Raw genomic sequence first — 26,639 nt, forward strand, 5'->3', positions numbered from 1 at the left:
GCAGGCGCTCGTCCGAAACCGCCACGGGCTCTCCGTCGACTAGCCAAGCGTGCACCGTGATTTTCTGCTCCTTGACGCGAGCTAAAACCTGGCTCCACTTGCCTTTGACCGCCCGGATCTCGGCCCCGTCCGCTCCTTGCAGGAAGCCGTCCAGCTTCTCGACGCTTCGCTTGGTGGCAGCCGGAGCGGAAGGCGAACGAAACGGCGCCGGCGTTGACATGCTGGGAGCAGCCGAAGAGGCGGCGACCGGAGCTTGCTTTTGCAGCTCCGCGAGCTGGCTCTCCAGCCGCTGAATGCGCCCCAGCAAATCGCGGACGACCGCTCCCGCGGGCTCGCTGCCGGCCGGCGATGATTCCGCCCCCCCACCGCCGGATGAAGCCCCGCTTCCCGAGCTGCACAGCTTCATCATCGCTACCTCAAACAACGTTTGGGGCTGGGCCGAATATTTCATTTCCATATGATAATGGTTGAGCACTTCAATATACCGCATGATCTGCTCGCTCGAAAAACCCGAAGCCACCTGCTGCATGCGCGAAATGTCAAGAATGCGCTCGGTGACCGCCTGCGATCCCGGGACCATTTTCACAAGCAAGACATCGCGGAAAAAATGAATCAGATTCTCAATGCACTTATCCGCGCTCTTGCCTTCCTGCATGAAATCGTCGATGATCTGCAGCGCCGCGGTCACATCCTGATCCATCACGGCCTGCGCCAGCTTCTCGAACTGGTCGGAGGCGATGCCGCCGGTCATAGCCAGCGTATCCGCGTAAGATATATGTTTGCCCGAAAACGCCATGATCTGATCGAGCAGGCTGATCGCATCGCGCATGCCGCCGTCGGACAAGCGCGCAATATAGCGGATGGCCTCGGGTTCGGCGTCGATATTTTCATGCCGGCACACCTGGTTCAGACGCTCTACCTGCTCTTCCAGCGGCACTCTGCGAAAATCGAATCGTTGACATCGCGAGATGATCGTTGCCGGTATCCGATGAGGCTCCGTCGTGGCCAAAATGAACATCACGTGTGCGGGCGGCTCCTCCAGCGTCTTCAAAAGCGCGTTGAACGCTTCCGTCGTCAGCATATGAACCTCGTCGATGATGTACACCTTATGCCGCACTTCGGTCGGCGCATATTTGACCTTGTCGCGAATATCGCGAATTTCCTCAACGCCGCGGTTCGAGGCGGCATCGATTTCGAGCACGTCCATAACCGAGCCTTCCGTAATGCGCCGGCACGCCGAGCATTCGTTGCACGGCTCCGCAGCGGGTCCATGCTCGCAGTTTACGGCCTTCGCCATAATTTTCGCAATGCTCGTTTTTCCCGTACCTCGCGGCCCATTGAACAAATACGCATGGGATATGCGGCCTTCGCGCAAAGAATTTTGCAGTGTCTGTATGATGTGCTTCTGGCCGACGACGTCCCGGAAAGCCTGCGGCCTCCACGTTCGATACAGTGCGATATGTGCCATAATGGTCTCTCCCATGGTTCTTTCTATGGATGATTCAACTTATTATACTACAGATGCCGTATATATTTGAAGGAGACCGTGCACAAAAGGCCCTTGCCGGAAAGCAGGACCTTTTGAAAAGCTATGGGTAAGGTATACAAATGGTAAAGGTGGTTCCGAACCCTTTTGTCGATACGCGAATACTCCCCCCTATATCATGAATGATGCGCTGGCATACGGATAAACCCAATCCGGTTCCTTCCGGTTTTGTCGTAAAAAACGGATCGAAAATTTTGTCGATTACAAAAAGCGGTATCCCCGGCCCCGTATCGTGAATGTCGATATTGACCCGCTTCTCTTCCCGGTCCACACGCTCCGTAATCGTGAGGCGCCCGCCGTCCACCATCGCTTCGATGCCGTTTTTACCGATGTTCAAAAATACTTGCTTCAGCAGCTCGCGATCGGCTATCACCTTAGGCATTGGATACGAAGCCTCGTAATGCACCACCACCCCGTGCAAAATCGCTTCATTATTGATGATAGGCAAAATGTCGCGCAGCACCTGGGATATGTCGACTTCTTCGAAGGACACGTTTTTCGGCTTGCTGAGCAGCAAAAGTTCGTTGACGAGCTCGTTGATCCGATTGATTTCCGTAAGCATGACATTGGTGTATCCACTCTCTTTGTCCATCCCTTGGTCCTGGAACGTCTTGCGCAGCACCTGCAAAAACCCTTTGATCGATGTAAGCGGATTCCTGATTTCATGCGCGGTTCCGGCGGCAATTTGCCCGATCATGGCAAGCCTGTCGCTCCTCTGTACCTGCTGCTCCAACGATCGAAGATTGGTCACATCTTTGAACATGATATAAGCGCCGACGATTCGGCCTGATTGATCGCGAAGCACATTCGAGTCGAGCAGCAGCTCGTAGCGCTCCTGATTGTGTGTCCAGGAGACGGCGTGATTTCGGACGACCACCCCATCCAAAACGGTTCTTTCCACGAATCGATGCTCCGGCGGCACCGAGGCAAAAATTTCGTCGACCGGCAAATGCAGCACCCGCTCCCGGATTAATCCGAGCAGCCGGCAAGCCATATCGCTAATGTCGATAAGCTTAAATTCCGTATCAATCAGCAGAACCCCCAGATTTACATCTTTCATAAAAGCCCCGGCAAATTGCTGCAGCAAAGTCAAACTATGTCCCGGTACTTGATTCCGAAGAATCAGGAGTGAACAGGGAGAACGATCAATTTCAATGTCAAGAAGTTCACACTTAAAGGTGAGGCAGGAACCGGATGCGCTCCGTACCGCTACTATAGGTAAATCGTCAATATCCCCCCCATTTTTCCCACTGTAAAACGGTTTCATTTCTGCGAACGGCCGGTCTGCTATCAAGTACCGTTCGGCGGCTTGCCCGTGCAGCTCGTTTTCCGTGCGGCCGACGATTTCCGTAAATGCCGAATTGCAGTACCTGATTCGTCCTTCTTCATCCATAAGCACGATGGAATGGGTCAAATACCGATCCGCATATTTTCGGAAGGAATCCAGCGAAACGTGTAAAATAACAGGATCAGACAACCGGAGCACCTCCTGAATTCATGACCAGACTGCATCAGCAATAAGTACCTGAATAATTCTCCCATTTTTTTCATTTTCCTTCTTCCACACAAAAAAAACACCGTACCTTCGTCATAACGGATCATGACTCGTCACAGTGTTCGTTAATTCACCATATGTAACCGTGCACCTGCAATTGATATTGCGATCCGAGCGGAATTCTTATCGCTGGCTCAAGCAAGGCAACCCTCCGGCACATGAAACTTCCCGCTTATGGCTGCTTCCTTCCGGACCTGACCAGGTTCACAGGCATCCATTGCGAAGGACCCGGCTCTCAACACCAGCTTTAAAACCCAAACCTCACATCGACAATACCGCTTGTAGGAATTCAACCCCGCTGTAGCGGATTGCGGGTTACAGGGCACCGCTACCTCCCCGTCTAGCACGGCAAAGATAAGTATAGCCGATTCCAAGGGAAATAGCAATGTGCGGCAGCAATTGCTAAAAGAACCGCCGGCTACCTGCGGGAAACCGTCACCTGCACACTGTACCTCGGCATGGCTGCGGCAAGCTGGGACTGCGCATTTTGCCGAATTGCATCCAACTCCGCATCGCTCGTATTTGTCGCTACTTGCAGCCGGACATTGGCTATGGGACCGTTTATCGTAACGTTGGAGCTTTGGACGCCCGGAATTTGTTTAATCACGGAGCGCATCGTGCGCACATCGTCCGAATACGTATGATAGGATGGGCCCGTGGGCAAATTAGGATTCGCATCCGTAAGGCCGAGATAACCGTCGGTGGAGTAAGTTTTGACATTTTCGTTTTGAACGGGAGTTGCCGTATTCCCTTGATTTTGACAGGCCGAGATGAGAAGCGTTGTCCCAACCCCGAGCAGCATGGCCCATGGTTTAAAAGTGAGCAATAAAAAAACCTCCCTGCCAGCTAAGTATTCATACTTAGGATGACCATGGGAGGTTTTGTTATGCCGTATTTCGAATGGAAATGAGCGGCAGCTTAGATGCCGTATTTCTTCTTGAATTTATCAACACGACCGCCTGCATCGACGAATTTCTGCTTGCCGGTGAAGAACGGGTGGCAGTTCGAGCAAATCTCCACGCGCAGGTTTTGCTTGATCGAACCCGATTCAAACGTGTTGCCGCATGCGCATGTTACCGTCGTTGTTTGGTAATTCGGATGAATACCTTGTTTCATTCCTTTCACCTCTTTCACGCCCTGAAACACCATGTGAATCAGAGTTATCATTAGACACATAGAAAGATTATATCAGCCCTGCGAACGGGATGCAACCTTTTTTCTGCGCAGTTCCGGCTTTGGAACATGAGTGTAAGAGCCGAGCACCACGTCCGGCAGCTCCTCCTGAAAAATCTCGATCATCTGCTTCATCCCGAGGATTTCGCCGCGGGCTTTCGGAATTAAATTCAGGTAGCTTTCCGGGTCGATATTGAGATTTCTCAGCTGAATCAGCTTCAGGTCCGTACGCCGCGCAAACTCGATCATCGCTTCGATCTCTTCTTCCCGATCGGTGACGCCGGGGAAAATCAAATAGTTGATCGAGGTGTACACGCCTTGATCCGCCGCATAGCGGAGCGATTTCTCGACGTTTTTCAGCGTATATCCGCGAGGTTTGTAATACGCGTTATAATGATCGTCCAGCGCGCTGATGGTGCTGACCCGCATCAAATCGAGGCCGGCGTCGACGATGCCGCGAATATGATCGGTGAGGCCGGCGTTCGTATTGATGTTGATGTAGCCCATATCGGTTTGCGCGCGCACGGTTCGGATCGCTTCAATGATGCTGGGCGCCTGGGTGGACGGTTCTCCTTCGCAGCCTTGGCCGAAGCTGATAATGCTGTCCGGCGTTTTCAAATGCTGCAGCATCACTTCGACGATTTCCTGCACCGTCGGCTTGAAATTCATCCGCGTCTGCGGGGCCGGAAATCCGCTGTCCTCCGGCTGCTCGGAGATGCATCCGAAGCATCCCGCATTGCAGGCGAACGAAACCGGCACCGCTCCTTCCCAGCGGTTCAAAAACGTATTGGAAGCCGTCAAACATTCGTACCCGAGCGCACAATTGGACAAATGCCCGTATAAGCGATTGTCCGGATATTGCTTGCGGAACCGCTCAACCTGCAGCTCCAGCTCATCGCGGTCGCAGTTCAGCGGATTCCAGCGCTCCGGGTCGTCGCTTTGGCGAGCGGCGACGTAAAAACCGCCGTCCTTCCACACGACCGCCGTATAGCCGAAGAGCGGCAGCAGCTTCGTCTTGTCGGCTTTGACGTAGCCGGGCAGCAGCAGCCGTGTAAAACCTTGCGGCAGCAGAGCGCCTACGGCCTGCACGTCGCCGGGAACCAGCTTCATCTCGCCGGTTTCGGCATCCATGCCGACAGCCCGCGTATCCGGCAAGCTGACGAGCGTCGCTCCTTCCGGCAGCGGAATCAGCTCGTCTTCCAATATTTCCGTCACTTGATCGCCACTGCGGCCAAGCCCGACAAAGTCGGGGTGGTCGAACACATTACCTTGACGGTCTGCATATACCAGGTTCATAATTTCCCCTCAAAACGTTTGCTTTAAAGTATGGTGAAGTTCCTTCACTTGTTCACTCACTCTTAGGAAGCGGAGTTTTTCACCCGTTTGGTCGGCGGCGTGGAAGTGCCGGTTCCGGTTTTTTTATCGAGCGTATCCAAAAACTCCTGGTTTGTCTTCGTTTCTGCGAGCTTCTTAATAAATGCGTCGACGTATTCATGCGACTCGTTCATGCTCTTGCGAATCGCCCATACCTTCTCCAGCTCTTCCTTCGTCAGCAGCATCTCCTCGCGGCGCGTGCCGGAGCGGCGAATATCGATCGCCGGGAAAATGCGGCGCTCCGCCAGCTTGCGGTCCAAATGCAGCTCGAGGTTGCCCGTTCCCTTGAACTCCTCGTAAATGACGTCGTCCATCCGTGAACCGGTCTCGATGAGCGCCGTAGCGAGAATGGTCAGGCTGCCGCCCTCCTCAATGTTGCGGGCCGCCCCGAAAAACCGCTTCGGTCGGTGGAACGCTCCCGGATCGATACCTCCGGACAAGGTTCGCCCGGACGGCGGCACGACGAGGTTATAAGCTCTGGCCAGCCTTGTGATGCTGTCCAGCAAAATGACCACGTCCTTTTTGTGCTCAACCAGCCGCTGTGCCCGTTCCAGCACAAGCTCCGCCACCTTGATATGATTTTCCGGAAGCTCATCGAACGTGGACGCAACAACTTCCCCTTTTACCGAACGCTGCATATCCGTTACTTCCTCCGGCCTTTCGTCGATCAGCAGCACGAAAAGCTCGATTTCCGGATAATTGGTCGAAATGCTGTTGGCGATTTCTTTCAAAAGCAGCGTCTTTCCTGCTTTTGGAGGTGCCACGATCAATCCGCGCTGGCCTAAACCGACGGGAGACAGCAAATCCATAAGGCGGGTAGACAGGTGAGAAGGGGACGTTTCTAGAACCACTTTCTTTTGCGGATAAAGAGGAGTAAGCGCAGGAAAATGTAGACGTTCCGATGCGGTTTCGGGATCTTCGCCGTTGACGGCCTCCACATGGAGGAGTCCGAAGTAACGTTCGTTTTCTTTCGGCGGTCTGCATTTGCCGGATACCAAATCCCCTGACCGAAGATCGAATCTCCGGATCTGCGAGGCGGAAATGTAGATGTCTTCCGGGCTGGGCAAATAGTTGATCGGTCTTAAAAACCCGAAGCCCTCGGGCAAAATCTCAAGGACGCCCTGCATAAACATAAGGCCGCCTTTTTCCGCTTGAGCCCGAAGAATGGCAAAAATAAGTTCCTTTTTCTTCATTTGGCCGTACGAAGGAATTTGATGTTCCTTGGCCAGTTTGTATAATTCCGTCAGTTTCAGCGCTTCGAGCTGCGCTAAATGCATATCCATGTAACCAACCACCAAACTATTAAATTTTGTCTTTAAAAATTATATTCTAGCAATTCCCAACTTTACCGCAATTTATTCCAGCCTCACGGCCATTATGCCTTCTCGCGCCAAACTTCGGCTCCGAGCCGCGACAAGTTGGCCACCAAATTATCGTACCCGCGGTCGATATACTCCACTCCGCTAATTTCCGTAATCCCATCCTCCACCGTCAGTCCCGCGATCACCAGCGCAGCTCCCGCGCGCAAATCGGTCGCTTTCACTTTCGCTGCGCTCAGGCGGTTTCCCTCAATGACGGCGGAACGGCCTTCGACCTTGATTTTGGCTCCCATCCGGGTTAATTCGGGGACGTGCTTAAATCTATTTCCATACACGTAGTCGGTTAAGATGCTGACACCCCTGGCCTGAGTGAGAAGCGTAGTCATCGGCGACTGCAGATCGGTGGCAAACCCCGGATACACGAGCGCTTTCACGTCGACGCTTTCATATTCCTGCTGGCCGACGACGCGGATCGACTCATCCATCTCGTAAATGTGGGCGCCCATCTCCTGCAGCTTGGCTGTAACAGCCTCCATATGCTTGGGGATGACATTATCTACGACAACATCGCCGCGCGTTGCCGCGGCGGCAATCATGTATGTACCCGCTTGTATGCGGTCGGGAATAATGGAATGGCGGCACCCGTGAAGCGAATCGACACCTTCGATCCGAATCGTTTCCGTGCCGGCGCCTTTGATTTTTGCGCCCATGGAATTAAGTAAAGTGGCTACATCTATAATTTCAGGCTCTTTGGCCGCATTTTCGATAATCGTAATTCCTTTGGCCTTCGAAGCGGCAAGCATGATGTTGATCGTTGCCCCTACGCTGACCAAGTCCAGATAAATTTTCGCTCCGCGAAGTTCTTTTGCGCGGATTTTCAGCGACCCGTTCTCGTTGGACACGGTTGCTCCAAGCGCTTCAAAGCCTTTAATGTGCTGTTCGATCGGTCTCGGCTCGAAATTGCAGCCGCCCGGCAGCCCTACCGTCGCTTCGCCGAACCGGCCCAGAAGCGCGCCCATCAAATAGTAGGATGCCCGCAGTTTTTTCACGTCGCCGTTCGGCATCGGCCTCAATTGAAGGTGGGTCGGATCGATCGTCATCATATCGTCCTTCCGTTCGACAGTTGCGCCGAGCTCCGACAGCAGATTGGCATATACCGCCACATCGCTGATCGAGGGCAGATTGTCCAGCGTGATCGCCGTTTCGGCCAGCAAAGCCGTCGGCAGCAAAGCCACCGCGCTGTTCTTCGCGCCGCTGATCTGAACCGTTCCGCGCAGAGAACGGCCGCCAGCGACCATCAGTTTTTCCATATAAACGTATTCCTCCTGAGAGCTTTTGCCTTCAGGCAAAGCTTGCATCTTGAGCTGCATGTTCGCCTAATGATAGATTCGGATAAAATGAAAAAGAAAGCAGGGGGAAAATCCGCTCTCGCGGGGCGGATTTCCCGTCTGGTTTGATGTTCGAAGTTAGGCTTGGTTCGCGCTGCCGAACAGCTCGATCTTGGATTTGACTACGTCGATCATGGCTTTGCGGGCGGGGCTGAGGTATTTGCGAGGATCATATACTTTCGCGTCTTTATTCAGAACTTCGCGAATCGCATCGGTGCAGGCAACCTGATTCTCGGTGTTCACGTTGATTTTGCCCACGCCGGCTGCGATGGATTTGCGGATCATTTCATCCGGAACGCCGGAGCCGCCGTGCAGTACGACCGGTACCGGAATCGCGCTGGACACCTTCTCGATAATATCGAAGCGGATGTTCGGCTCGCCGGCATACATGCCGTGCGCCGTACCTACAGCGATAGCAAGGCAATCTACGCCGGTCTCTTCGTAGAAGCGGATCGCTTCCTCCGGCTTGGCCAGGTTGGCGTCAGCCTCGTCCACGCTGATGTCGTCTTCTACCCCGCCGATCGTACCGAGCTCGCCTTCCACGGACACGCCCATCGCACGAGCGGCTTTGACCACTTCCTTCGTGAGGCGGATATTTTCTTCGAAAGAGTAGTGGGATCCGTCGAACATAACCGAGCTGAATCCGGCGCGGATACACTTCATCGCCACTTCAAAGCTGCTGCCGTGGTCGAGGTGAAGTGCGATCGGAAGACCGGATTTCTTGGCCGCCGCTTCGGCGATCGCTACGGTAAATTCGATACCCATATATTTCAAGGCGCCTTCGCTGACACCGTAAATAAACGGGGATTTGAGCTCGATGGCCGCTTCCATGATGGCTTGGGCAAATTCGAGGTTGTTCATGTTAAATTGGCCGACTGCAAATTTGTTTGCCTTGGCTTTGGGCAAAAACTCATTCATCGATACGAGTGGCATGGTTGTTCTGTTCCTCCCTTTTATATGTAGATGCTAGCCTAGAGTGCGAAATCACCGGCTCAACTGTCATACTGCGTTATTATACCATATAACCTTGCAAATGATAACCATGCGGAATAAAACAAAAAGGACCCCCGGAATCAGGATCCTACCGCATATTCGTTGTCGGTGTTGCGCAGTTGGTTGTTCACCGCCGCCCGGAGCTCGTCAATGTCGAAAGGTTTCGTAAAGTGCATGACCGCGCCCAAATCGGTCGCTTCCTTAATCATGTCAAGCTCTCCATAGGCCGTCATCATAATCACTTTAATGGAAGAATCGATCTGCTTGATATGCTTCAAAATGTCCAGTCCGTCCATGCCTGGTATTTTCATATCCAAAAGAACAAGATCCGGCGAGACGCTTTTGACGATCTCGAGCGCCAGCTTTCCGTTTGAGGCCTGGTACGTTTCGTAGCCTTCGCTGCTGAACACTTCCATAAGCAAAATACGGATACCGTTTTGGTCGTCTACAATGAGCAGCTTCTTCTTCATCATGAATCCCTCCTAAGGGCTTTCCTGGCGGAAAGCCGGCTTCGTTAGCGCAAGCTTTCTGGTTGTCTGGTTTGTAAGGGCCGGTTATGGGCGGAATCTGGCCTGACCCGGCTTCCCGGACGATGCTTTCCGGAAAGGCCGGCGGCTCAGCAAAACCGTTTTATACGCTCACTTGGACAAACAAAGGAACTCTCTTTCGAGAGTCCTTTCGTGTCTATATAGGTTACATTCGCTACGAGGCTCGGGTTTTCCTTCTTACAGTTCAAATCTTTTACAAAAAAAGAATTATTTACGGTCCGCGCCTTCGTTCCCGTGCTCGAAAGCGGCCCGGACAAAGTGACGGAACAACGGCTGCGGGCGGTTAGGCCTGGACGTAAACTCCGGATGGAACTGCACCGCAAGAAACCACGGATGGTCCGGATACTCGATGATTTCCACCAGCCGTCCGTCCGGGGAGGTGCCGGAAATTTTCAGGCCGGCGGATTCGATCAGGTCGCGGTACTCATTGTTAAATTCGTAGCGGTGGCGGTGGCGCTCATACACCAGCTCATCCTCGTAGCAGCGCATCGCGAGTGACCCTTCCGCCAGCTTGCACGGATACAGGCCGAGGCGCATGGTGCCGCCGAGGTCCTCGATATCCTTCTGCTCGGGCAGCAGGTCGATTACCGGATATGGCGTCGTCGGATTGATTTCCGAGCTGTTTGCCCCGCTCAGATTGGCCATGGAGCGCGCGAATTCGACGACAGCCACCTGCATGCCGAGGCAAATGCCGAAGAACGGAATGCGGCGTTCCCTTGCGTAGCGGATTGCGGCGACTTTGCCTTCGATGCCGCGGTCGCCGAAGCCGCCGGGAACGAGAATGCCCTGCACGCCGCCGAGCAGTTCGTCCACGTTGTGGTCATATACTTCTTCCGCGTTGATCCAGCGGATGTTCACTTCGGTATTGCAGTCGATGCCGGCATGACCGAGCGATTCGACGATGGACAAGTAGGCGTCGTGCAGTGCGACGTACTTGCCGACGATGGCGATTTCCGTCTTGTGCTTCAGCGATTTGACGCGGTCGATCAAACCTTGCCATTCCGTCATATCCGCAGGAGGCGCCGACAGCTTCAGATGATTCACGACGATGTCGTCAAGCCCCTGCGCGCGAAGCATCATCGGCACTTCGTACAGCGTTTCCGCGTCGCACGCTTCGATAACGGCATTGGCGTCGATGTCGCAGAACAGCGCCAGCTTGCGCTTCATTTCATCGGTGAGCGGGTGCTCGGTGCGGCAGACGACGACATGCGGCTGAATGCCGAGAGAACGCAGCTCCTTGACGCTGTGCTGCGTCGGCTTCGTTTTGACTTCGCCTGCGGCTTTCAAATACGGGATCAGCGTCACATGAATGTACATGACGTTATCGCGGCCGATATCGCTTTTGATTTGGCGAATCGCTTCAAGGAACGGCAAGCTCTCGATATCCCCGACGGTGCCGCCGATTTCCGTAATGACCACATCGGAATGAGCCTCGCGGCCGGCGCGGAAGACGCGTTCCTTGATCTCGTTGGTGATGTGCGGAATGACCTGCACCGTGCCGCCCAAATATTCGCCGCGCCGCTCTTTGGCGATAACCGAGGAATAAATTTTGCCGGTGGTCACATTGCTGTTTTTCGTCAAATTAATATCGATAAAACGTTCATAATGGCCCAGATCGAGATCCGTTTCCGCACCGTCGTCGGTGACGAACACTTCCCCGTGCTGATACGGGCTCATCGTACCCGGATCGACGTTGATGTACGGATCGAATTTTTGAATCGTAACTTTAAGCCCCCTGTTTTTGAGCAACCGTCCGAGCGATGCAGCAGTGATCCCTTTACCTAACGAGGACACCACGCCTCCCGTCACGAAAATGTACTTTGTCATTATGTAGCCCCTCCTGAAAGTTTTAACACCAGCGGTCACTGTTCATTGTTTCCCGCTACAAAAAAAATAAAAAGCGCCCCCCGTCAAAGAGGGGCACTTTGGATTTCTTCATCATTCTTTAACAACTATCAATAGCCCAGAAAATAGTTTACTCTGAACCGGTGGGCCTGTCAAGAGACGTCTCCGACTTTCTTGACTGCCTTATTTATCCTCATCCTCGTCGTCCAATTCCTCGTCATCGACTTCATCCAGCTCGTCGTCGAGGTCTTCTTCGGCATCGTCCAGACCGACATCGTCCAGCTCTTCTTCCTCAATCTCCTCTTCCTCGAAGAACTCGCCTTCTTCTTCGACTTCTTCCTCGGCATCGAAGTCGTCGCGCACCGTATCGTAGGAATCGAAATCCTCTTCCTCCGCGTACGCATCTTCCTCTTCTTCGAAAATATCCTCTTCGTCGAGATCGTCGTCGTCATCGTTAATGATGCGCGGACGTTTCGCATTGCCTACGGCATCCTCGGATTTTTCCACCGGATACCAGCGCTTCAGCCCCCACAGATTGGTGCCTACGCAAGCGAAGCGGCCGTCGATATTGATTTCGGTATATAGCTGAGCGATCACCTGCATGACTTCTTCGTCGGAAAGACCTTTGATCTTAGCGATCTCCGCCATCAGGTCGCGGTAATAAAACGGAGTATTGGCCGCCTTGAGCAGTTCAAAGGCCAGATCGACCATTGGCATTTCCTTCGCTTGCTCCGTGCCGATTTTCAGCGTGTACTGCGCGCTCATCCAAGCACATCCCTTCAAACAATTTCACGATTATATCTATACTACAATATCCATTATCTTCATTAAGTAAACCTTATTTCATGCAAAATTGCAACTGGGATCCGCTAAAAATGGAAGAAGCGAAGGACGTGGACGTCTCTTCGCTCTGACTGTATCCGCTGCGGCGACGGCATCCGCCACCTATGCCCCAAGCGGAGCAGGGATCGGCATCGCACAATCCCCCTTATTTATCGTATGACGGGATTTATCTTCTGACACCGGCAATAACCTATTTATTTGGAAAAAGGCCATGTGCTCAGGCGAACTCGGGACGCAAGTCATACCTTATATACCAACCAGGAAAGCATCTGCAAAATCGGAGGAATGTACGCGTGAATACGGCTCTTTTTGTCCAGCTGCTTCACAGCGAGCTCGAAGATACGGGCGGCACCGCGGATGTGAAGCGCCACATCATTCGCTTTAACACCCGCCGCGATTACGCGGCCTGCGTCAAGCAGATCGGGCGGCTGAAATCTCAGCTCACGCGCCTCGGCTCCGTTCAGTTTTTGAAAATCATCAACGCCATTTCCTGCAATTTGCGCTCCGTCAGCCGGGTGGCCCGCACTCCCTACGTCCATTCGGTCGAAGTCGATATTAAAATGAAAGTGCACGGCATCAAGGCAAAGTCCGGCGAACGGCCGCAGAAGTCGAAAAGCATCGGCGAGCAGGTGACCATCCCGTGGGGGATCCGCCACATCAAGGCCCACCGCGCTTGGTCCAAATCGAAAGGCTCGCAAATTCACGTCGGCGTCATCGACACCGGCGTCGATTATTCCCATCCGGACCTGCGGCATTCGTTATCCAGAGGCATCAACCTGCTCCAGCGGCATATGCTGCCAAACGACGACAACGGTCACGGGACTCATATCGCCGGAACTATCGCAGCCGCTTCCCGGCAGCGCGGCATCGTCGGAGTCGCCCCCCACGCGATCATTCATCCGGTCAAGGCGTTCGACTATCAGGGAAGCGCGTTCGTCTCCGATATCATCAACGGCATCGACTGGTGCGTAAATAACGACCTGCACATCATCAATATGAGCTTTGGCATGAAAACGTACAGCCGCTCGCTGGAGGCGGCCATCCGCAACGCTTATCAAGCCGGTACGATCGTCGTCGCTTCTTCCGGCAACGAAGGGAAAAAGGCGACGATCGATTATCCGGCCCGTTTCTCGCAAACGATTTCGGTGGGCGCCACCACCAAGGGCAGCAAAATAGCTCCGTTCAGCAATCAAAGCCGGCTTATCGATATTTATGCGCCGGGAGATAAAATATACTCCACCTGGCTCCGCGGACGATACAACGAGCTTTCCGGCACGTCGATGGCGACCTCGCACGTATCGGGCGTCATTGCGCTCATGCTCGCATCCCGTCCGACGCTGCGGCCGACGCAGGTGAAGCTGCTTTTGAAAAAAAATGCCGTCCCGCTGACAAAATCGGCCAAAAAATCGGGGGAAGTCCGCGAAATTCATGCGCTGCGTGCCGTTCAAGCCGCCATCAAGGCGGTGAATATAAATCGAAAAGCTTAGCCGCTCGGCCGGCGCGCGAATTCGCGGGTATGGGGTCTGACCGCCCGCCGTAAGCTGCAATGCGTGCCCGGGAAATCCGTACCCGGAAAAAATGTGCGGCGAGGAACGGCGGCTTTATCGTTCATCCGGCAGCCAAAGTTCGAGGCATGCGGCCGGCTCCGGATCCGTCAACCCCCTCCCGCAGGCCGAATGTCGAGCTGCAGACTATAACGCCCCACTTGGTCGTTGCCGGCCAGCAGCAAATAACTCCAGCGTATGACTCCGATGCCTTCCTCGATCTCGATGGACATCGAGTCCGTCTCGGTCTCCAGCGTGAGCCGTCCCCGGGGGGTCTCGTAATATCCCGCAAGACGTTTCCCTTTTGCAAAGCTCTGCTCCGAGACCACGTCGCCCTGCCTGAGGATGCGAATTTCTTCGCGCCCTATTTTTATGACCGTCGTCGTTTTGCCGAGTTCCGTTTCCGACTCCGCATATCGAAGATACGCATAATCTCCTTTGAGATACAAATCCCCGTTATACCGCTGGTCGATACGCTGCCCTTCAGAGGCGCTGGAAACCCGGATCGAAACGGCCTGTTTTGAAGTCACATCCACACACTCCCGTTCAAATCGTGCTGCCTTAAGTGTATCCTACGCGAAGCGACCAGATCAACCGGAGGGAGTCATTCATAAACTTTATCCACAAAACACTCACACCCCCGCCCACTTTATCCACATTTTCCTCCCCTTAACTCCCGCTTTATCCACAAAATATCCACATACTTGGGGAAATCTCTTCGTCGCAGCAAAAAACACCGCCTGCAAAGGGGCGGTGTTTACGACGATTGGTTACGGGGCCAGTTGCATAACAGCTACTCCGTTCGGAGCCAGCTCCAGCGTGCCGCTCAGCGCCTCTCCGCCGATCAGCTCGCGGTGCTCGCCTGCGGGCAGCGTGATGGAAGCGGGCCGCGGCAAATGGTTCAGCACGAACACGAATCGCTGATCTTCCTTCTCGCGGCACTGCACCTCTACGCCGGGCTCCGCGGCAAGCGGAGCCTGCACGCCGGCATCGGCCAGCACCTTGGCGACCAGCCGCGATGTGAAGCTCTCCTCGCCCCGAGTGCCGACATAGTAGGCTTTGCCGCTGCCGAAGGCATTGACGGTCACCGCCGGACCGCCGGCATAAAAATCTTCGGCGAATGCGGCCAGAGCCTGCGCTCCCTCGAGGCGGATCACATCGGCCCAAAGGCTGCATTCGTATTCGCCGTCCGCTTCCGGAGCAAGCCCGGAAACGACAATCCGGTTCGTCTGCTCCGGAAGCATCGGATCGAGCTCTTCGACGGTCAGTCCGAGCAGCTTGCGCAGCGGCGCCGGGTAGCCGCCGAGATGAATCCGGTCGTTCTCGTCGACCATTCCGCTGAAGAAGGTCGTGAGCAGCGTTCCCCCGCCCGCTACGTAGCTTTCGAGGTTTTCCTTTACGCCCGGCTCCACCATGTACAGCGTCGGGGCGAACACAACGCTGTATCCGCTCAAATCGCCGGTCGGCTGCACGAAGTCGACAGCGATATTTTGCTCGAACAGCGGTTTATAGTAGTGCGCGATCTGCTCTACATAACGCACATCCCAGTTCGGTTTGGACGAAAGCTCCAAAGCCCACCAGTTGTGCCAGTCGAACAATATCGCCACCTTCGCCTTGACCCGCGAACCTACAACCGGCGTAAGCCGCTTCAGCTCGTTGCCGAGCTGCTCCACCTCGCGGTAGACGCGGCTGTTCTCGTCGCCGGTATGCGACACCATCGCGCCGTGAAACTTCTCCGCTCCGGCCCGGGACTGGCGCCACTGGAAAAACATAACGCCGTCGCCGCCCCGCGCCACCGTCTGGTAGCTCCACAAGCGCATGACCCCCGGCCGCTTGACCGGATTGTGCCGGCGCCAGTTCACCTGGCTCGTCACCTGCTCCATCAGGATGAAAGGCTCGCCGCCCTTCAGGCTGCGCATCAAATCGTGGGCCATCGCCGCTCCGACCGGAATGCCCGCCGTCGGCTCCGGGTAGCTGTCCCATGTCACGACGTCCATATGTTTGGCCCATTCGAAATAATCGAGCGGCTTGAAGAAGCCCATGAAATTGGTCATGATCGGAATGCCCGGCGTTTCCTCGCGGAGAATGCGGTATTCCGTAAGGTAGCACTCGAGCAGGCTGTCCGACATGAAGCGGGCATAATCGAGATCCTGCCCCGGGTTTGGGTAGGTCGGCGTTTTGCGGGGCAGCCCGATCTCTTCCCAGTCGTAGTATTTCTGGCTCCAGAAATTCGTCCCCCACCGCGCGTTCAGTTCATCCAGCGTACCGTACCGCTTTTGCAGCCAGACGCGGAATTCGGCTGCACACTGGTCGCAATAGCAGCGGGATATGTGGCAGCCGTATTCGTTGTTGATGTGCCACATCGCAAGCGCCGGGTGATGTTTGTACCGCTCGGCCAGCTTGCGGACGAGCTTTGCCGCCAGCAGCCGGAACGCCTTGCTGTTCGGGCAGTAATGCTGCCGCGCCCCCTGCGAGTAGCGCACGCCGTTCTCGTCGACCGGCAGCGAATCCGGATAATGGCGCGCCATCCAGGCCGGCGGTGATGCAGTCGCCGTCGCGAGATCGGCATAGATGCCGTTTTGCGCGAGCAGATCCATCATCCGGTCCAACCAGCCGAAATCGTACGTATCCGGGCTCGTCTGCAGCACCGCCCAGCTGAAAATACCGACGCTGACGATGTTGACGCCGGCTTTTTTCATCAGCCTCATATCATCCTGCCATACATCTTCGGACCACTGCTCCGGGTTGTAGTCGCCTCCATAGAACATGTCCTTAAGCACCGCATTTTTCGAAACCATGAGTTTGCCCTCCTGACGATCCAATGATATTAACAGCATAATCTCGCCGAATGGCCAAGTGCAATCGGAGTATTTTCTTGTTAATATGAATATATTCGCAAATGAATGGGTGGTTTTTGGGTGAATAAAAATATTTTTCGCGTCATGACGGATATGGATTCAAGACTGCCTCTGTACATCACGAGCGCCGGAGGCTGGGACAATCAGGAGCTGATGGAGCGAGAAGACGGTTTTCCCGATTACCAGTGGATTCAAACGAAGGAAGGCATAGGGCAGCTCGATGTCGGCGGCAAATCGTACACGTTATCCCGGGGGCAGGGCATGCTGCTTTTTCCCCATGAAAAACATGCTTATTATCCGGTGAAGGAACCTTGGGAGGTGCAGTGGGTAACGTTTAACGGCAACCATGCGGACAAGCTGCTCGCCGATCTCGGCTTTCAAGGCTCGCAGGTGCTGTATTTAACGCACCCGGACGTGACGCTTCGCAAGATGCATGCAGCCTTAAGCGCGCTACAGTCGAACGATCCGCTCCGCGCGATCGAGTGCTCGGGGTGGGTATACCGGATCGTGCTCGATTTGTTCCAGTACGCTTCCCGGTCGGAGGTGAAGTCGAAGCAGCAGCATTTTGAGCAGCTCACCCCGATTTTCGATTTTATCGAGCGGCATTATCACGAGGATATCACTCTCCAGCAGCTCGCCGGGCAGCTCGGGATTTCCCCGCAGTATACGTGCCTGCTGTTCCGGGAAACGGTCGGCCTTCGCCCGTTTGTGTACATCACCCGTTTCCGGCTGAGCAAGGCGAAGGAGCTGCTGCTCCGCCAGGCCGCTCTGGAAATCAAGGAAGTGGCCAAGCAGGTCGGCTATGAGGATCCCAGCTACTTCATCAAGCTGTTCAAGCAGCAGGAAGGGGTTACCCCGAGCCATTTTCGGCGAATTCATATGGGGCTGGACCATTTGCCGTGAACCGGGGCTTGGCGTTGGGAAGGGGGCCCGGGCTGAGACAGCATCAGCTGTCAGGTTAAACGGGACAAACCATAGAGGAACTATAGTTCGCTAAATCGGCCCATTTCGGATGTTTTTGGAAATTAGCGGAACTCAGATGATCTATCTGCCTGTTCACCCGGTACAAACGCCATTTTTCATCGATTTAACGGATCTCAGTTCCTCTATTTTTCCAAACGCACCTATTTTTTCGAGGATAGCGAACGTGAGTTCCGCTATTTTTAGCTGCCCGGTATGTCTCGTTCGGACCGCGAACCCCATGACGGCAACCGCTTAAAGTAACCGTTAAATTTCGCTTGGGCCTGACACTGCAAATATTGTCCCCCTACGCTCATACGCACGCCAGAAGAACGAATGTTCTTCGCTTTACGCCGTCCGTTCGTCCGTTTCCGAGCGGCCCGCCCCCGCTTCGCCCTCGCGGCTCACCTGGATAAACAGCATTTTGGTTTCCTGCAAGTACGTTTGCGCAAACCGGAGCACGTCATCGGCCGTCACCTCGCGGATCCGGTCGGCAAATACGCCCGGGTCGATGACATCGCCGTACATATGCTGCGCCGCGAGCCGGGCGTTCACCGCCTCCGGCCGATCCTCGGCGATCAGATAGCCGCCCGTAATCGCCTTTTGAGCGCGCAGCAGCTCGTCGTCCTGCACCCGCTCGCATCCCAGCCGCTCCAGCTCGGTCACGATGATGCGGCGCACCTCGTCGATATGCTGCGGGTCGATACCCGCGTAGCCGGAAATAAACCCTTCGCTGACGAGCGGACTCAGCCTTGCCGAGACGTCGTAGGCAAGCCCCCGCTCCGCGCGGATCAGCTTCCGCAGCCGGGAGCTGCGGCCTCCCCCCAGCAGATGGAGCGCGACAAACCCCGCATATTTGTCCGCCGATCCGGCGTCCGGCCCGTACATGCCCCAGTGCAGCTGCGCTTGCCGAATATCCCTTGCGATATGGATCGTCCGCCCGTCCAGCGGACACGGGCTGAGCTTCGCCAGGCCGACCGGCGAAGGCAGACTGGTCGTCGCCGGAACCGTAAGCGAGTCCACATAAGCGACGAGCGCATCGTGGTCGATATGACCGGTAGCTACAAGCACCACGTTGCCCGGCTGATAAAACTGCCGATGAAATCGGAGCAAATCGTCGCGGGTGATCGAGGCGACCGACGCCTCCGTTCCGAGTACGCTTGCCCGCTCCGGATGCATGCCGCGGAGGATGCGAAACAGCTGCCGGACCCCGTACTCCCGCGGGTTGTCCTCCGAGCGTTTAATCTCCTCGATAACCACCGTCTTCTCCCTGACAATCTCCTCTTCCGGAAAGGCAGGGCGAAACACCATATCGGTCAACAGCTCCGCACCCCGCTTCCATTCGTCATACGGAGTGTACATGAAATACCGCGTCCGGTCCGCACCTGTAGACGCGTTCAGCCTGCCGCCGCTTTCCTCCGCCTGCTCGTTGATGTTTTCCTTCGTACGCGATGCCGTACCTTTGAACATCATATGCTCCAGAAAATGGGCGATCCCGTACGGATATCCCCCTTCGTGATGACCGCCGGCTTTCACCCAATAACAAAGCAGAGTGGAAACGGCTTTTTCGTTATGATCGGTAATGATGGTCAGCCCGTTACGGAGTACCGTTTTTTCCAACATCCGTCCCTCCAGTCTTTTAAAAACTCGCCGCAATTACGGCCGATGCGGTAAAACCCTTTTTTCAAGAGCACCGGGCACACTCACCTTTTGCGCCCATAGGCCATAACCTGTTAGAAACAACACGACAGGTGGAATTCAATATGAACGAAACGGTATGCAAGCAATTTGCGGAAATCGTCGGGGGGCGGCCTACGCTGGAAAACGGGGTGTGCTCCGTATCCATTCCCCGCCGGCTCCGCGCCTATATTATGGGGAGGCCGGTGCGAAGTCACCACGTGCTGGGAGTCGACCTCTCCATCGAGTCGCCGGATGCACGGGGAAACACGCTGAATCTGGGCGAAATTTCGCTGCTTCAGGACGAAATCGCCCCCTTCACCCATCGGCTGCAAAACCAGGGCATTCTCATCAGCGCCATACACAACCATTGGTTGTTTGAACAGCCGCCCATTTACTATGTACACTTTATGTCGGTCGAACCTCCGCTTCAATTCGCCCGCAAGACCTTGTTTGCGTTAAGCGTGCTGCAAATGTAAGCGGCATTGCATTCAATCAAAAGCCGCGCTTACCGATCTTGCCGCCGATGCAGGGCGGAAAGCTCGGCTTTTATCGCCGGGGGCAGCGGCTCTTCGAGCAGCCTGCGCACCGCCTCCCGGTCCACGCCGTGCTTGCGCAAGTACGCGAGCAGCAGTTCGGCTTTCTCCGTCCTTTGCATCAGGGAGTAAGCGGCGTACCATACTTCCGCGCTGCCGGTCCAAATCCCTTCCCAACGGGATGACGGAATGGCCGGCAAGCGGCACAAGCCCTGCTCCGAACGGATGGCGAACGAACCTATCATCTCGACCGGCGGCTGCCCATCGCGAAAGCGCACCATCAGCTTGTACGCAGTCGCAAACGGGAAATCCCCGCTTTTCTTTTCCGCCACGTCAAAATCCCGAAGCGACCGCTCCACCACATCCTGCTGCGCCTCCGTCATCACATCCCAATCGTTCACCGTTTCCGCAAGCCCCAGACTGTAGAGCAGGCCGCTCCCTCCTAATGCATAGGCAATTCCGGCCTTTTCAAGAGCTTGCGCAACCGCCTTCAAACCGCTCAAATCCGGCTTCACTTAGAAACCCCCTCCTTAAAAGCAAAAGAACTCAGCGGACCGCAGGGCGGCTCTGAGTTCTTATCGTTATTATCTCACCAGGCCGAGCAGCATTTCGCGAATCAGCTTGCTGGCCACAATCTGCGTCTGCTCCGTCGGGTCGTACCCCGGGGCAACCTCCACCAGATCGGCGCCGACGAAGTTGATATCTGACGCCGCCATTGCGTGAATCGCCTCAAGCAGCTCCTTCGACGTGATACCGCCCGCTTCGGCCGTACCGGTGCCCGGCGCGCAGGACGGATCGAGAACGTCGATGTCGATCGTCAAGTAGACCGGCCGTCCGGCGAGTTCCGGCAGCACTTTTTTCAGCGGCGCCAGCACCTCGAACGGGTGGAAGTTGATGTTCTCGCGGCCGAACTGGAACTCCTCGCGCGAACCGGAGCGGATGCCGAATTGGTAAATGTTTTTGCCGCCCATCAGCGCAGCGGCTTTGCGGACCGGAGTCGAGTGCGACAGGGGCTCGCCTTCGTACTGCTCGCGCAGGTCGGCGTGAGCGTCGATATGGATGAGCGCGAGGTCCGGATATTTCTTATACACTTCCTGAATGACCGGCCAGCTGACGAGGTGCTCGCCGCCGAGGCCAAACGGGAATTTACCGTCCGCTAGCAAACCGCGCACATATTCGCCGATGATTTCCAGGCTGCGTCCGGCGTTGCCGAACGGCAGCAGCAGGTCCCCGGCATCGAAATAGGTGATGTCTTCGAGGCTTTTATCGAGATAAGGACTGTATTCCTCCAGCCCGATCGACACTTCGCGGATACGCGCCGGGCCGAAGCGGGAGCCGGGACGGAAGCTGACGGTATAATCCATCGGCATGCCGTAGATGACTGCGCGGGAAGCCGCGTAATCGTCGGAGCTCAGGATGAACACGTTGCCGGAATATTTTTGATCCAAACGCATGGGGACACTTCCTTCGCCATTATAAATTACTTCGTCAAATCCTCAACGAACTTCGGCAGCGCAAAAGCCGCTTTGTGCAGCCTTGGCGTGTAATACTTCGTATCGATGTCCGGGATTTTCGTTTCGTCCACTTGCAGCGGATCGTATTTCTTGCTGCCCATCGTGAAGGTCCACAGACCGCTCGGATACGTCGGGATGTTGGCGCAGTACACGCGAACGATAGGGAAAATTTCCTTCACGTCGCGGTTCACGGTTTTGATCAGATCGGCCTTGAACCACGGATTGTCCGTCTGTGCGACGAAGATGCCGTCTTCCTTCAGCGCGTCGAAAATGCCTTTATAGAAGCCTTGCGTAAACAGGTTGACCGCCGGTCCGACCGGCTCGGTCGAGTCGACCATGATGACGTCGTATGTATTTTTGTGATCGTGGATGTGCATGTAGCCGTCGTTGACGATCACTTCCACGCGCGGGTTATCGAGCTCGCCGGCGATTTCCGGCAGGTACTTTTTCGAATACTCGATGACTTTGCCGTCGATCTCTACGAGAACCGCCTTCTCCACTTCGGGATGCTTCAGCACCTCGCGGATAACGCCGCCGTCCCCGCCACCGACAACGAGCACGTGCTTCGGATTCGGATGCGTATAGAGCGCCGGATGCGCGACCATCTCATGGTATACGAACTCGTCCTTGATCGTTGTCATGACCATGCCGTCCAGCACGAGCATGCGGCCCCATTCGACCGTATCGATCATCGCCAAATCTTGAAAATCGGTTTTTTCCGTAACGAGCGTCTCGCGGATTTTAGCCGTAATGCCGAAGTTTTCCGTTTGTTTCTCCGTATACCACAATTCCATCGCGATTACCTCTTTTCATCTAAAATAATCTTCCTGCGGGAAGGGGCTTTTTTCCTCTGTTCCAAACATCAAATTGTATTATAGAGTATCCCGGCAAAAATGCAACAGCGCGCAGTCCCGTTTTATGGCGATTTAAAAAATATTTAACTTTTCTAGAATACCTCCTCCCATTCCATTCCATACTGGATTAATAGTATAGACTGAATTTCAGGAGGGCGGCTATGAAAAAGCTCTTTTCCTTCATGTTCTCGTCCCTGGTGGTATTTGCCGCCTTTTCGATAGTATTTTTGCTGTACCTTCGCTCCCAGGCATTGCCCGCCTCCAAAATGGAGCAAGCGACGCAAATGTACGACGTCCACGGAGAAATCATCGATTCCTTTCATTCCGGGCAAAACCGCGAAGCCGTAAGGCTGTCGGACGTGTCGGATTATTTGGTGAAGGCGACGCTGGCGACGGAGGACCGCAATTTTTACAACCATTTCGGCTTCGATCCGAAAGGCATTATTCGGGCCGCCTACGTCAACCTGCAGCATATGGCCAAGGTGCAGGGCGCCGGGACGATCACCCAGCAGCTCGCGCGGAATTTGTATTTGAACCACGAGCGGACGTGGACGCGCAAAATCAAGGAAACGTTTTACGCGATGCAGCTTGAGATGCACTTGTCAAAGGACGAAATCCTTGAGCAGTATTTGAACCAAATTTATTACGGGCACTCCACGTACGGCATTCAGGCGGCGGCAAAGCTGTTTTTCGGCAAGGACGCCCGCGACCTGACGCTGGCGGAAAGCGCGCTCCTGGCCGGCATCCCGAAGGGACCGCGCTACTACTCTCCTTATTATGACGAGAAAAAAGCGAAGGAGCGCCAGATGACGGTGCTGCAGACGATGGTCGAAAGCGGATATATCACCCAGCGGGAGGCCGATCGGGCGTCGAAAGAACCTTTAACCTACAAGCCGCTGGAGGAAAAAAAGCCGGCCGCCGCGCCGTATTTTCGCGATTACGTGCGTAATCTCGCAATCGACAAACTCGGCATTCCCGAGGAACAATTCGACGAAGGCGGGCTGAAGGTGTACACGACGCTGGACCTGCGCGCGCAAAAAATCGCCGACGACGTTGTGGCGAGCACTTTGAAGGACCGTGGAGAGCTGCAGGCCGCTTTGGTCGCGGTCGATCCGCGCAACGGCTACATCAAGGCGATGGTCGGCGGCAAAAGCTATGCGGAAAACCAGTACAACCGCGCTCTGGCGTCCAGCCGCCAGCCGGGGTCGTCGTTCAAGCCGTTCGTGTATTACACGGGGCTGCAGACGAACCGGTTCACCCCGGTCACCCGGTTCAAAAGCGAGCCGACGACGTTCACCTACGATAAAGGACGGCAGACGTACACGCCGAGCAACTTCAACAATCATTATTTCGATTGGATCGATTTGCGTACGGCGATCGCCAAATCGGACAATATTTTCGCCGTGCACACGCTGCTGGACGTGGGGGCGGAAAACGTCATCGCCACCGCACGCAAATTCGGCATCACAAGCCCGATGCAGCCTTTGCCTTCGCTGGCGCTCGGCACATTCCCGGTCAGCCCGCTGGAAATGGCTTCGGCGTTCGGCGTGTTCGCCAATCAAGGGGTACATGTCGATCCGGTGGCGATTTTGAAAATCGAGAATTCTTCGGGCCGCGTCCTGTACGAAGCGGAGCCGCACGAGGAGCAGGTCGCCGACCCGAATTATACGTACGTGATGACCAGCCTGATGGAAAGCGTCTTTGACGACGGCGGCACCGGCAGCCGCGTCTCGAAGCAGATCAAACGGCCGGTCGCCGGCAAAACCGGCACGACCGATACCGACGCGTGGATGGTCGGCTTCACGCCGGAGCTGTCCACGGCCGTATGGGTCGGCTACGACAAAGGCCGCACCGTCAGCGCGGTGGAATCGTATTTGGCCGCGCCGATTTTCGCCGATTTCACGGAAGGCGCGCTCGAGTCGGTGCCGCCGAAGCTGTTCCCGATCCCGGACGGCGTCGTGAACGTATACATCGATCCGGCCACAGGCAAGCTCGCCAACGAAGACTGCCCGAACTCGCGGATGGAAGCGTTCGTGAAAGGCACTGAGCCGACCGAATACTGCACGCAAAAACCGGCGCCCGCCAAGGAAACGCCGCCGAAGACGAAGGGCAACTCGACGTGGTGGAACGATCTGAAGCGCTGGTGGAACGACTGAGCCGGCAAAACAGCAGCGGAGGGGGACTGAATATGGCTTGGCCGTCGAGCGGCAGCCATTCTCCTCTCCGCGCAACGTACGCAACGTATGAAGCGCAAATGTTTAAGCTTATACGACGCGTAGGGGGCTGTGTTCTAGATCCGTTGGAACTAGCGGAACACACGTTCGTTAACCTTGGATAAACGGACACATTGAAAAAATAAAGGAACTGAGATGCGCTAAATCTGTGGAAACTGGCTTGGGGAGTGGGAATTCAGTCCAATAGATCACCTGAGTTCCGCTAATTTTCCAAAATATCCGAAATGGATCCACTTAGCGAACCGGAGTTCCGCTATGGCCCCGCTTAGCCTGACCACATTGAGGGCTTATCCTCCCCTTCTCCGTCCCCCGCCATCTTGTGAATCGCCGCGTTTTGGAATATGCTGGTGGGGAGAGCTTGGCATGCTTTTTCGATAAGAGGAGGAGTTATGGCATGGCAAATGTACGCACGGAATGGACGACCTACGGGGAATTCAGCGGCTATCTGGCGCAGCCGGAGGAAACTGCGGCGGGCCCTCGGCCCGCGGTGCTTGTGATTCAGGAAATCTGGGGTGTCGACCCCCATATTCAGGATGTGACGCGGCGCTTTGCCGCCGCCGGCTACACCGCTTTCGCGCCGGATCTGTACGCGCGAAACGGCAAGCGCCCGGAAGCGCTTGAGGCCGAGCGCGTCGAGGCCGTGAAGCGGTTCCGCGACGCGCTTCCGCCCGCCGTCCCGGGCGGCCCCGATGTGCAGGAGCAGACGCTTGCCGCGCTGCCCGCAGATGAGGCCGAGCGGCTGCGCGAAACGCTCGGCGCGATCTTTAACGGCGACCGCAGCGCGCTTGCGGAGCCGGTGTATGCCGCGGCGCAGTGGCTGCGCCGCGAGGATGGCCCGGCGGCCCCGCGCACGGCCGCCGTCGGCTTCTGCCTGGGCGGCATGCTGGCCGCCCAGCTGGCCTGCCGCGACCCGCAGCTGGCGGGCGCGGTCGTCTTCTACGGCGGCGCGCCGGCCGCCGAGGAGATCCCGGGCATCGCGTGCCCGGTGCTCGGCTTCTACGGCGAGCTCGACCGCCGCATCACCGATGCGGTGCCAGCATTCGCCGAAGCGATGAAGGAGCACGGCAAGCGCTTCGACTACGTCGTCTACGACGGCGCGCCGCACGCTTTCTTCAACGACACGCGGCCGTCGTACCGCGAGGAACCGTCGCAGGACGCGTTCCGCCGCACGTTGGAGTTTTTGCGGGAGCGGCTCGGACAGTAATCTTGATTCGATCAGATAGCGGGGAGCGCTTCATGAGCCGGTGACGTGGTCCAGCACATTCAGCCATCTGCAGTATTTCGAAAAAAACGCATCGGCGGAGTTAACGCCCACTGAATCGGATGCCGCCCACCAGTCGATGAACAGCAAAAACCAAGGCCGCTACCCCATAGGGTAACGGCCTTGGTTTTTACGCAATTCTCCGGAAGAAAGCTGGTTCGATGGATTCGCAGAAAGCGGCGTTAAGCGAAAAGACCACCGCACGAGGTTCGCCAACCCACGGTGGTCTTTCGCTTAACATCTAAGTCATCGCATGCCGTGGTCAGGCCACAGCCTTTGGTGCTGCCGGCCGCCGCTGTTCCCGCAGCGGCGGTCTTTATAGTTATCATCTTACCACACGTCAAATATACCAGCAATACCGGCAATAGCATATGCGAATCCAGTTGGGGAAGGCGACTAGTTCTCGGCCTCTCACAACACAAACAGGCAGCCCCCGGGAGCCGCCTGTTTGCTGTCCTAGTATACTGTGCATACACCAGCGAATAGTATACCTCGGAAAAGCGCCGCTCACAACCACCGACACATAAATGACACATTTTAAAAACGGGCTTCCGGCGGCTCCATACCTCCGCAAACAGCAGCACCGGGCGGCTCTATGCTCGTTTCTCCGGAACGTT

The 26,639-nt window shown here is 55.6% G+C and carries 22 protein-coding genes, 1 other RNA gene and 1 pseudogene (1 of these 24 only partly in view); 5 read left to right on the plus strand and 19 right to left on the minus strand.

Features of this window, described 5'->3' with window-relative positions:
- The 13 genes and pseudogenes from dnaX to rpoE all read right to left on the minus strand — a co-directional run.
- Positions 1–1,468, minus strand: the 5' portion of a protein-coding gene (gene dnaX, locus MYS68_RS28950; protein WP_248929128.1) for a DNA polymerase III subunit gamma/tau. 284 nt of this gene lie to the left of the window's left edge; the window shows 1,468 of its 1,752 coding nt (coding positions 1–1,468); the start codon lies at positions 1,466–1,468; its stop codon lies beyond the left edge, outside the window.
- Between the two features lie 121 nt (positions 1,469–1,589).
- The gene (locus MYS68_RS28955; RefSeq protein WP_420852241.1) at positions 1,590–2,606 is read right to left on the minus strand and encodes an ATP-binding protein; all 1,017 of its coding nucleotides are present in this window, start codon (positions 2,604–2,606) and stop codon (positions 1,590–1,592) included.
- A 234-nt stretch (positions 2,607–2,840) separates the two neighbouring features.
- Positions 2,841–3,032 (minus strand): annotated as a pseudogene (locus MYS68_RS39190) (PAS domain S-box protein); the annotation flags it as partial.
- 152 nt (positions 3,033–3,184) lie between these two features.
- Positions 3,185–3,450: signal recognition particle sRNA large type (gene ffs / locus MYS68_RS28960), an RNA gene on the minus strand.
- A gap of 69 nt (positions 3,451–3,519) precedes the next feature.
- Positions 3,520–3,927, minus strand: coding sequence for a hypothetical protein (locus MYS68_RS28965; protein WP_248929130.1), 408 nt, complete (start codon positions 3,925–3,927; stop codon positions 3,520–3,522).
- Positions 3,928–4,019: 92 nt separating this feature from the next.
- Complete coding sequence (gene rpmE, locus MYS68_RS28970; RefSeq protein ID WP_248929131.1) at positions 4,020–4,217, minus strand: 50S ribosomal protein L31; 198 nt, start codon at positions 4,215–4,217, stop codon at positions 4,020–4,022.
- A gap of 72 nt (positions 4,218–4,289) precedes the next feature.
- The gene (locus MYS68_RS28975; protein ID WP_248929132.1) at positions 4,290–5,570 is read right to left on the minus strand and encodes a radical SAM family protein; all 1,281 of its coding nucleotides are present in this window, start codon (positions 5,568–5,570) and stop codon (positions 4,290–4,292) included.
- Between the two features lie 62 nt (positions 5,571–5,632).
- A complete protein-coding gene (gene rho / locus MYS68_RS28980; protein ID WP_248929133.1) occupies positions 5,633–6,931 on the minus strand; it encodes a transcription termination factor Rho in 1,299 nt (432 codons plus the stop codon).
- A 92-nt stretch (positions 6,932–7,023) separates the two neighbouring features.
- Positions 7,024–8,277 (minus strand): UDP-N-acetylglucosamine 1-carboxyvinyltransferase, encoded by a 1,254-nt coding sequence (locus tag MYS68_RS28985; RefSeq protein WP_248929134.1) that lies wholly within the window; start codon positions 8,275–8,277, stop codon positions 7,024–7,026.
- Between the two features lie 156 nt (positions 8,278–8,433).
- Complete coding sequence (gene fba / locus MYS68_RS28990; RefSeq protein WP_248929135.1) at positions 8,434–9,288, minus strand: class II fructose-1,6-bisphosphate aldolase; 855 nt, start codon at positions 9,286–9,288, stop codon at positions 8,434–8,436.
- Positions 9,289–9,428: 140 nt separating this feature from the next.
- Positions 9,429–9,818, minus strand: a complete 390-nt coding sequence (locus MYS68_RS28995; protein ID WP_248931043.1) for a response regulator — start codon at positions 9,816–9,818, stop codon at positions 9,429–9,431.
- 285 nt (positions 9,819–10,103) lie between these two features.
- Complete coding sequence (locus MYS68_RS29000; RefSeq protein ID WP_248929136.1) at positions 10,104–11,723, minus strand: CTP synthase; 1,620 nt, start codon at positions 11,721–11,723, stop codon at positions 10,104–10,106.
- A 201-nt stretch (positions 11,724–11,924) separates the two neighbouring features.
- Positions 11,925–12,506 (minus strand): DNA-directed RNA polymerase subunit delta, encoded by a 582-nt coding sequence (gene rpoE / locus MYS68_RS29005; RefSeq protein ID WP_248929137.1) that lies wholly within the window; start codon positions 12,504–12,506, stop codon positions 11,925–11,927.
- A gap of 371 nt (positions 12,507–12,877) precedes the next feature.
- Between rpoE and MYS68_RS29010 the strand changes: the two genes are divergently transcribed.
- Positions 12,878–14,071: a S8 family peptidase gene (locus MYS68_RS29010; RefSeq protein ID WP_248929138.1), complete on the plus strand. Its 1,194-nt coding sequence runs from the start codon at positions 12,878–12,880 to the stop codon at positions 14,069–14,071.
- Positions 14,072–14,238: 167 nt separating this feature from the next.
- Here the strand turns inward: MYS68_RS29010 and MYS68_RS29015 are convergent, their stop codons facing one another.
- Together MYS68_RS29015 and MYS68_RS29020 are read right to left on the minus strand one after the other, a co-directional pair.
- Entirely contained in the window at positions 14,239–14,658 is a 420-nt protein-coding gene (locus MYS68_RS29015; RefSeq protein WP_248929139.1) for a YwiB family protein, read from the minus strand.
- A 240-nt stretch (positions 14,659–14,898) separates the two neighbouring features.
- A complete protein-coding gene (locus tag MYS68_RS29020; protein ID WP_248929140.1) occupies positions 14,899–16,926 on the minus strand; it encodes a beta-galactosidase in 2,028 nt (675 codons plus the stop codon).
- 120 nt (positions 16,927–17,046) lie between these two features.
- On the opposite strand from MYS68_RS29020, the gene MYS68_RS29025 reads away from it, so the two are divergent.
- Positions 17,047–17,889 (plus strand): AraC family transcriptional regulator, encoded by an 843-nt coding sequence (locus tag MYS68_RS29025; RefSeq protein WP_248929141.1) that lies wholly within the window; start codon positions 17,047–17,049, stop codon positions 17,887–17,889.
- Between the two features lie 405 nt (positions 17,890–18,294).
- Here the strand turns inward: MYS68_RS29025 and MYS68_RS29030 are convergent, their stop codons facing one another.
- Entirely contained in the window at positions 18,295–19,569 is a 1,275-nt protein-coding gene (locus MYS68_RS29030) for a M16 family metallopeptidase (protein ID WP_248929142.1), read from the minus strand.
- 140 nt (positions 19,570–19,709) lie between these two features.
- On the opposite strand from MYS68_RS29030, the gene MYS68_RS29035 reads away from it, so the two are divergent.
- Complete coding sequence (locus MYS68_RS29035) at positions 19,710–20,102, plus strand: DUF1259 domain-containing protein (protein WP_248929143.1); 393 nt, start codon at positions 19,710–19,712, stop codon at positions 20,100–20,102.
- Positions 20,103–20,131: 29 nt separating this feature from the next.
- On the opposite strand, the gene MYS68_RS29040 is transcribed toward MYS68_RS29035, so the two are convergent.
- The 3 genes from MYS68_RS29040 to speE form a co-directional block, all read right to left on the minus strand.
- Positions 20,132–20,674, minus strand: coding sequence for a hypothetical protein (locus MYS68_RS29040; RefSeq protein ID WP_248929144.1), 543 nt, complete (start codon positions 20,672–20,674; stop codon positions 20,132–20,134).
- Positions 20,675–20,743: 69 nt separating this feature from the next.
- Entirely contained in the window at positions 20,744–21,613 is an 870-nt protein-coding gene (speB, locus tag MYS68_RS29045) for an agmatinase (protein ID WP_248929145.1), read from the minus strand.
- Positions 21,614–21,639: 26 nt separating this feature from the next.
- Positions 21,640–22,467 carry a polyamine aminopropyltransferase gene (gene speE / locus MYS68_RS29050; protein WP_248929146.1) on the minus strand — a complete coding sequence of 276 codons (828 nt, stop codon included), beginning with the start codon at positions 22,465–22,467 and terminating at the stop codon, positions 21,640–21,642.
- A 221-nt stretch (positions 22,468–22,688) separates the two neighbouring features.
- Here speE and MYS68_RS29055 point away from each other — a divergent pair, with 221 nt between their 5' ends.
- Both MYS68_RS29055 and MYS68_RS29060 read left to right on the plus strand, forming a co-directional pair.
- Positions 22,689–24,683, plus strand: a complete 1,995-nt coding sequence (locus MYS68_RS29055) for a transglycosylase domain-containing protein (RefSeq protein ID WP_248929147.1) — start codon at positions 22,689–22,691, stop codon at positions 24,681–24,683.
- Positions 24,684–25,155: 472 nt separating this feature from the next.
- Positions 25,156–25,965: a dienelactone hydrolase family protein gene (locus MYS68_RS29060; protein ID WP_248929148.1), complete on the plus strand. Its 810-nt coding sequence runs from the start codon at positions 25,156–25,158 to the stop codon at positions 25,963–25,965.
- Positions 25,966–26,639: the final 674 nt, after the last annotated feature.

Source organism: Paenibacillus hamazuiensis (assembly GCF_023276405.1).
Classification (GTDB): domain Bacteria; phylum Bacillota; class Bacilli; order Paenibacillales; family NBRC-103111; genus Paenibacillus_AF; species Paenibacillus_AF hamazuiensis.